The organism is Legionella sheltonii, from assembly GCF_026191355.1.
GTDB classification, from domain to species: Bacteria; Pseudomonadota; Gammaproteobacteria; order Legionellales; family Legionellaceae; genus Legionella; species Legionella sheltonii.
On sequence record NZ_JAPHOQ010000028.1, the window covers coordinates 1 to 7188 of the forward strand.

Sequence of the window (7188 nt, forward strand, 5' to 3'; positions counted from 1 at the left end):
TGACCCCATATGTCCGTAGGGTTGGTTTTCTAAGCATCATTGTTTTTCTTTTGTATATGGTTTATTACCATCTCAATTAATTCGACTTTAGAATTTGCGCCCATTTTATTTCTAATATTATTTAGATATTCTTCCACTGTACGCGAAGATAATTTTAATTGTTGTCCTATTTGTTTTGCCGTTTTCCGCTTTATAGTCAATGCTAAACATTCCATTTCTCGTTTAGATAAATAAACTGAATTAATTTCTGCACCTATAGGTAAATGTGGAAAAGAACTACTGCTCAAAAGATTTAGTTTGGTGAGCTGTAATAATGAATCAGCTAGAGGTTGATTGCCTAAAACAATCGTACAGCCAAATAATCCAATTACTTTGTTCTCATTGCTATACCATGGCATTTTAATAGAAAGAGTATGAAGTGGCTTGTCATCATTAAGGTTGGCATGTTCCTCTACTATTTTATATTGATGTTTTTTCATGACCTCATTGTTATTTTCTACAGAGGGTTTAATAGAGGTGGATTTGAATAATTTGTACCAAGGATTGCCTATGCTCTCTTCTCTGGAGCTAAATCCACAATGAATAGCCGCTATTCCATTGCAGTTTTGAGTGATCATTTCTGTATTTTCTAAATAAACAGAAAAGGGAAGCGCTAATAAATTCTGCAGACTATGCTTAGTATTGTGTTCGCATAAAAAATAGTCAACATCTGGATGGTCTGGCCGCTGCAATTTAATACCACTGCCAAATCGATAAATAATAAGCTCATCGCTGGTGTCTAAAGCTTTTTTAGTCATTATAGTTGGAATTGAATAATAATTATTTCGCCAATTATATAATTTTAATACAAATTATTAAAATATTAATAACCATCATTGTACATACAATGAGAGAAGATATCTGCTTATCCTCGTTGTTTTGCCGTAATCAATACGGGATTTAATCAGTATTCAAAATGAGTAAAATCTCGGCCCGATAATTCATACTAGGAGAAAAAAATGTTTTCTAAGCGTTTTAACGGCAGCTCTCTAAATAAAGATAAATTTAAAAAAATAGATGAAGAGTGTAAAAAAGAAACAGATGCAATTATTGATCAATGTTTTGAAGATTATGAGCGTAATGAAAATTCAGCAACTTTAAGCATATGTTGTTTAGAAAAAGATGCAATGAACGAAATGTGTATTAAAGATCGTGTTAATAAAGAAGAGGTAAAAGAATTATTAGATCGAGTAGAAAGTATGGGTGATAAATTGGGTCATGATTGTACCGCTCCCGCTACGTCGTTTATTGTGGGTGAAAATAGGCTCAATAATGCATGGAGATTGCTTCTGAATGCACCAAAATGTTATAGCATAGGCAAAAAAATAGAAAAATTATCCGAAGAAGATTCTATCCTCAGCGAACCCAAAATAAATAATGCATTGGGAGAGCTATTTCAAGCAGCAGGAAATACAGGTTCATGCCGTTTTTGGCAGCGTGGCGGTAAGGAACTTGCAGAATGTAAAGAGGTCACTAACAAACAATCCCAAGCAAGAAAAAATGCACAAGAAGAAATTATTCATAGGTTGAGTAAATAATAGTGATTAACCAATAAATTTGCTTCAAATAATGATGTACTAAATAAGGAAAATATTTGTGTTTAATAGCTCCAAAAAAGATCCTGTCAATAAAAAAATTAATTTAGATGAATTAATTGAACACTTACACGAAAGGGAAAAGGAAACTAGGCAGAAATTGTATCCTCATCCACCAATCTCCTATGAAAATTTCTTAGATGCTAAACTTATCATTGAAAATTTTTATCTAAAGGGCTTGCGTGCGGATAATTTCTGTATCGATTTAACGGATGCCGGCTTGGAGAATTGGAGTAAAGAACAATCCAGAGCTTTTGCCAAGCTTTTTGTAGCATTTTCTAACGAAGTTGAATATCAGTTAAAAATGAAACAAGAGAAAAAATTAGATATAAAGGAAGACGTTCAGCTCTTGTGGATAAAGTTCCCTACACAAAATGATGAAAATAAAAAAGTAGTTAATGGTATTATCAAATCGTTACTAAATCACGGTTATAAAGATCATACAGGAAATGATGGTAGTATTACTTTGTTTAAAAACATTAATTCCCAAAGAGCAAATCCTATTGTGCCTTTCTCACGAAGCAGCAAATCAATCTCGCTCGTGATTGTGACAGACAGTAGCAAAGTATTATTGCTAAAGCGTGGTGGTCTATCTGGCAGGGCAGGTACATGGGGAACATTGACAGGTACGATTGAAAATAGTTCAAAAGAAAAAACGCTGATAAGAGAAGTCCATGAAGAAATTAATGTCCTTGTAGCAAATCGGTCTGTACATTACCTTGGCTCTTTTCATACCGATAATATGTTTAAAGATCTAGTAATGAATGGCCGTTCAGTCACTTATGCGGACGATTGTTGTTACTTATATGGGATGATAATACCTGAGGAAGACTTAATTAAGTCAATTAAATTAGATGATGAAAATTCTTCTTGGCGTTTGTTTACTAAAGAAGAATTAAATGCTGAATTAAAGATACCTTGTTCAGAGGCGAAGAAAGAAACAAATAAATATGAATTGCATGTAGCCTTAGCCAAAGCATCGTTAGTCTTAGAAACAGCAAAGAATAATTTTGCAAATGTTGAGCAAAAAAGATTTAATTACCCTTATACCAATAGTCCTGGTTTTTTTGCACATATCAAAGTCAGTCCAGATATCGATGATAAAGTCGGCGGTCAATCTATGACAGCTTCTGTAGGGAGTTATTTTGGATGAAAATTAAACTTTTTATTTAAAAATAGTCATTGCCAAGAACCAATTGAGGTCGCGGGCGTGGGCAAGACTTAGAGGGTCAGGCCTTGAATTGTGAATTTTCAATTAAAAGTTGATTCATAATTCAAGGCCTGAGCCTGAGCCCATATGTGTTAAGGGTCTGCACCTGGATTGTATTAAAATTCAATATCTTATAAATTCTTTCAACCAGAAAATATAATTTCAGCTTTCTATATTTGATAAAGGACTTAATATGTTTACCTTCTTTTACAACCGCACTCAAAATCTCCCTTTAGTCAGCGCTGATAGCCGCTTATTCAATTTAATAGCTCTATTGCTTTCAGCCCCACTTATCGAAGCACAAAGAGGGGGCGGTGGACATGGAGGTGGATTTGGAGGGGGTAGTTATGGTCATGGTTATGGTGGTGGTAGCGGATCCTGTGACAGTAAATGTTTAAAGGTAATAGGTGGTACGATTGCAGTACTACTTTTATTCGTATGCTTAGTGGCAATAATATATAAAAAATGTAAAAAAAATAGCAGTCAAATAGATAATTCTTCACTAATAAGCGGCCCTTATGAAAATGCTCACCTCTTGCTCAACCATACAGTTGCAGTAAGTTCAATTTCGACCACTAATAATCTTGGTGAAAACTCAGATCTGATTGAATTTTTGAAATTGAATCCAAGTACATTAAACAGTTTATGGGAGGGTACCTATTCTGATTCTGGGATTCCGGGACTAGTTGGCAAATTTCATCCAAAATTACGCTTTAAATGGAATGAGCAAAAAAATTTGATGGCGTTCGAAACCTTTAATGACGAGCAAGACGATTACGGTCAATATAGAATTATAGGAAATTTAAACTTTGAGAATGGCAATTTTGTAGCCCATAAGTACTATTTTAATCCATCACAACAAACAACTCCTTACAATATTGTGCAAGAAGGACATATAAAGTTTATCAGTAAAGAGGACCAATTATATATCACAGCCAGCGGAGCCTGGTATTCTTCATATAAAAATTCAGTGAAGGGCACATTTGAATACAGTAAAGCCATTCAAGAGTTAACTTTAACAGAGGAACAGAAATCTTATGGAACCTTTTTAAATGTCTGACCCACATTGGAGTATTACTTCATCACTCTCAAGAGAGTTAGAGGGTCAGGCCTTGAATTGTGAATTTTCAATTATAAGTTGATTTATAATTCAAAGCCTGACCCTGACCCCACTTCATCGATGTAGTGCTCAAATCTCTCATGTACTTGCATGCACACTCCACTTCCACACTCGCCTCGCATCACACCTCATTTCCCTCTGTGAGTTTGGAAAGAGGGATCAATTAAAAAAGAAAAAAAACGGGTTTAAAAAGATTTTACTGATAAACACAATGAACACGTTTCAAAGCAGCATCCGCTAAATCGATTGCCATTTCAAACGTGTCTCCTTCAGTGATAACCGCACATAACAAATGGTCATACCCTTGCGGCGGAACAGTAACCAACTCATTGACCTGTCGCAAAATTTTAAAATCCCTTACCCCAGGTTGATTACTCATTTCTTCAACATACTTCCAATCTGTAATGGTACCATTCTCGGTTGCGAATAAATTTCGTTCGCATACAAATTTATTTTTTGTTGCTTTTAACTCAATCGGTTCGCCAAGTGCGGTTTGGATACTTGCTTGTGCTAAATTAATTCCAGAGGCTAATGGAACAAGGTGGCTTGAAACAAAGCCCCCAGCCATTCGTGAGTTTACCTCAACAATTTTAGGTCCTTCGGCGGTCAACATGACTTCTATATGAAAAGCACAATTGTTGATGCCAACGGCATGAATAGCCTTTTCAACCACCTTATAAATTGAAGAACAAACTTCTGGTTCCGGCTCATATGGAAAACAATGCATCCATTCCGTGAAACCAGGTTTTTCTACAAATTTTTTGGTAATCCCCGCAAAATAAACTTGAGATTGATTAATAATCCCTTCAACACTAACTTCCTGTCCCGCCATAAACTCCTCAGCAATATACTCATCAGCATACAACCAAAAAGATACACGTTCACAAGTACTCATCAGCGCAAATGCATCTTCGAGCTCAGCTTGGTTGTTTAATTTAAAAACGGCAACACTTGTTGAAGCAGCTACGGGTTTGAATATTAATGGGAATCCGATAGTATTTGCTGCATTTTGCAAGTCCTTAAATGTTTTTACCAATTGAAATTTTGGATGGGGAACCTCCCTCCTCTTCAACGCTTCTCGCATTTTGTATTTATGTTTCACTGTAGTAGCTGATGCAAGTGAGCTACCAGGTAGTTTAAATTCTTCTGCGATTGCTGCAACCAACTCGACACTTTTATCCAGTAGGGTAATTACACCATCAAAAGGTGTCTCTTTATACTCCTCTTTTAAAACAGAAATAGTCTCAGCAAAATTGGTGGTATCTGCCTTAATAAATTTATCAACTATATCTTTGGCCCAATCAGGTAAATTAGGAGCTATCAAAAAAACCTTTATCCCTAGATTTTTCGCAGCCTCTATTTTTACCAAATTATGCACATCAGAAACATTTACAAATAAAATCGATCTACTCATATTTACTCCATATTATTAAACGCTCTTCCTAAAGACTGTTTCATAACGGGTTTCGCGTACTCACCTACATAAACAAAAAAATATGAAATCAATGATAGCCCTCCAATTATGATAAACAGGATCTGACCTCCAAAAGATTCAAGGAGAACCCCACCTAAAACTGGCCCTAAAGCCAAGCCCAATTCTCTAAAAGCTAAAGCTCCAAAATATGAGCCTTTCAAATGCGAAGGAGCCATATCATCAACAAACAAGAATGCAATAGGAAATATGAACAATTCACCCACGGTGATAATTAAAATAGAATAGTAAAAGTAGCTTGCTTTGTTACCACAACAAGAAAAACCCAAACAGCCAAGAAAAAATAAAAAGCAACCACAAAAAACAGCTTGATGCTTCGGTATTCTCCTACACAATAGAAAAATAGGAAGCTGTCCAATCAGCACAAACAATGCATTTAATGCGATCGTTAAGGAATAGACACGCACACCATCATCGATTTGCTGGGATATGAATTGAGCTAATGTTGAATCGATTTGCGAGTAACATAAGGCAAATACTATATTAAAAAGAATGAAATTTAATAACCTACGATCTAAAGAAATAGCACGTAAGGTCGCCGATAAAGAAACATTGCTTTGTTTGTTTCTACAAAGTTGTCTTGGTTCCTTTAACAGGATGGCATATAAGAAACAGCCAAAACTAAAATACATGAAGCCTGCTATATAAAATGCAATGGGAGATAAAGTAACTCCTAGATATACTGCTAATAAAGGTCCAAAAACAGCACCAATATTCATTGCGGCATAACGTAAGTTAAAAAATAACTCTCGATGTTCTTTATCAACTAATTCGCTGATTAATGCGAGTGCGACCGGCTGAAAGAAAGAAGAGAATAACCCAAACATTCCATTAAGCGTGCCGATCAATATTAATTGAAGATACCGAGAGTTAATTTGCCAGCTTAAACCTAATAATAGGAAGATACAGGCTGATGTGAAAATTGAAATATATAATAATGGAATTCGTCCATATTTATCCGATAATTGTCCACCGATAAAACCACCAAATATTGAACAAAAGGGAGCAATTCCACAGACTAAACCACTTATCCATAATGAAAAGTGAGTATTATGATTAAGAAATAAGATTAAAAAAGGAAGGCACATAAATTTTGCTGAGTTCACGCAAACAATGCCTAATAGCAAACACCAAATCAGCTTTAAATTAGGGTTAAAAAATCTCATTATTATACCCCTAATTAAGTCGTTCAATTTTTGTTATAATCGCATTTACATGTATTTCAACCGTATCAAACAGTGGGATACTAACATCCGCCTTTGATACCAATAGAGGCAACTCCGTACAACCAAGTATGACCCCATCTAAATGGTAACTCGAGGCTAATTTATTAATAATATTTAGAACGATCTCTTTTGAACTGCTCGTGACAATACCGTGACATAATTCATGATAAATGATCTGATGAAGCAACTCCCGATCATAAGCATCGGGAGTTACCACTTGAAGTCCTTTTTTAAGCAGTTTATTTTTATAAAAATCTTGCTCCATTGTATAACGAGTGCCAATTAAACCCACTTTTTGTGCACCCAAATGATGTAAATAATCACCAGTTGCATCAATGATGTTAATTAATTTTTTGTGGATCTTAGCATCCAATTGATTCGCCAACTTATTCGTAGTATTAGAACAAATGGCGATTACATCTGAACCGGCCTTATCCAACAAAATCACTTTTTCTTGAATTAATCTTAATTCCATTACTTCATTTTGTTTTTTTTGATGCTCCAGA

The 7188-nt window shown here is 35.1% G+C and carries 7 protein-coding genes; 3 read left to right on the forward strand and 4 right to left on the reverse strand.

Annotation, left to right across the window (positions count from 1 at the left end):
* Positions 1-29: 29 nt before the first annotated feature.
* On the reverse strand, positions 30-797 hold the full coding sequence (locus OQJ26_RS19065; RefSeq protein WP_265705263.1) for a helix-turn-helix transcriptional regulator: 768 nt from the start codon (positions 795-797) through the stop codon (positions 30-32).
* 201 nt (positions 798-998) lie between these two features.
* Here OQJ26_RS19065 and OQJ26_RS19070 point away from each other — a divergent pair, with 201 nt between their 5' ends.
* From OQJ26_RS19070 to OQJ26_RS19080, 3 genes are all read left to right on the forward strand, one after another.
* Positions 999-1577 carry a hypothetical protein gene (locus OQJ26_RS19070; RefSeq protein ID WP_265705264.1) on the forward strand — a complete coding sequence of 193 codons (579 nt, stop codon included), beginning with the start codon at positions 999-1001 and terminating at the stop codon, positions 1575-1577.
* Between the two features lie 58 nt (positions 1578-1635).
* Positions 1636-2787 (forward strand): NUDIX hydrolase, encoded by a 1152-nt coding sequence (locus tag OQJ26_RS19075; protein ID WP_265705265.1) that lies wholly within the window; start codon positions 1636-1638, stop codon positions 2785-2787.
* A gap of 250 nt (positions 2788-3037) precedes the next feature.
* Positions 3038-3904, forward strand: a complete 867-nt coding sequence (locus OQJ26_RS19080; RefSeq protein WP_265705266.1) for a hypothetical protein — start codon at positions 3038-3040, stop codon at positions 3902-3904.
* 256 nt (positions 3905-4160) lie between these two features.
* Here OQJ26_RS19080 and OQJ26_RS19085 read toward each other — a convergent pair whose 3' ends face one another.
* From OQJ26_RS19085 to OQJ26_RS19095, 3 genes are all read right to left on the reverse strand, one after another.
* Positions 4161-5378, reverse strand: a complete 1218-nt coding sequence (locus OQJ26_RS19085; protein ID WP_265705267.1) for an ATP-grasp domain-containing protein — start codon at positions 5376-5378, stop codon at positions 4161-4163.
* Between the two features lie 2 nt (positions 5379-5380).
* Positions 5381-6622 (reverse strand): MFS transporter, encoded by a 1242-nt coding sequence (locus OQJ26_RS19090; RefSeq protein ID WP_265705268.1) that lies wholly within the window; start codon positions 6620-6622, stop codon positions 5381-5383.
* A gap of 10 nt (positions 6623-6632) precedes the next feature.
* Positions 6633-7188 (reverse strand): aspartate/glutamate racemase family protein (locus OQJ26_RS19095; protein WP_265705269.1); only part of this gene is annotated, 556 nt, incomplete at its 5' end.

Excerpts from the sequence above, each read along its gene's own strand:
- OQJ26_RS19065 (WP_265705263.1), bottom strand. The coding sequence starts at position 797 with ATGACTAAAAAAGCTTTAGACACCAGCGATGAGCTTATTATTTATCGA.
- OQJ26_RS19070 (WP_265705264.1), top strand. The coding sequence starts at position 999 with ATGTTTTCTAAGCGTTTTAACGGCAGCTCTCTAAATAAAGATAAATTT.
- OQJ26_RS19080 (WP_265705266.1), top strand. The coding sequence starts at position 3,038 with ATGTTTACCTTCTTTTACAACCGCACTCAAAATCTCCCTTTAGTCAGC.
- OQJ26_RS19085 (WP_265705267.1), bottom strand. The coding sequence starts at position 5,378 with ATGAGTAGATCGATTTTATTTGTAAATGTTTCTGATGTGCATAATTTG.
- OQJ26_RS19090 (WP_265705268.1), bottom strand. The coding sequence starts at position 6,622 with ATGAGATTTTTTAACCCTAATTTAAAGCTGATTTGGTGTTTGCTATTA.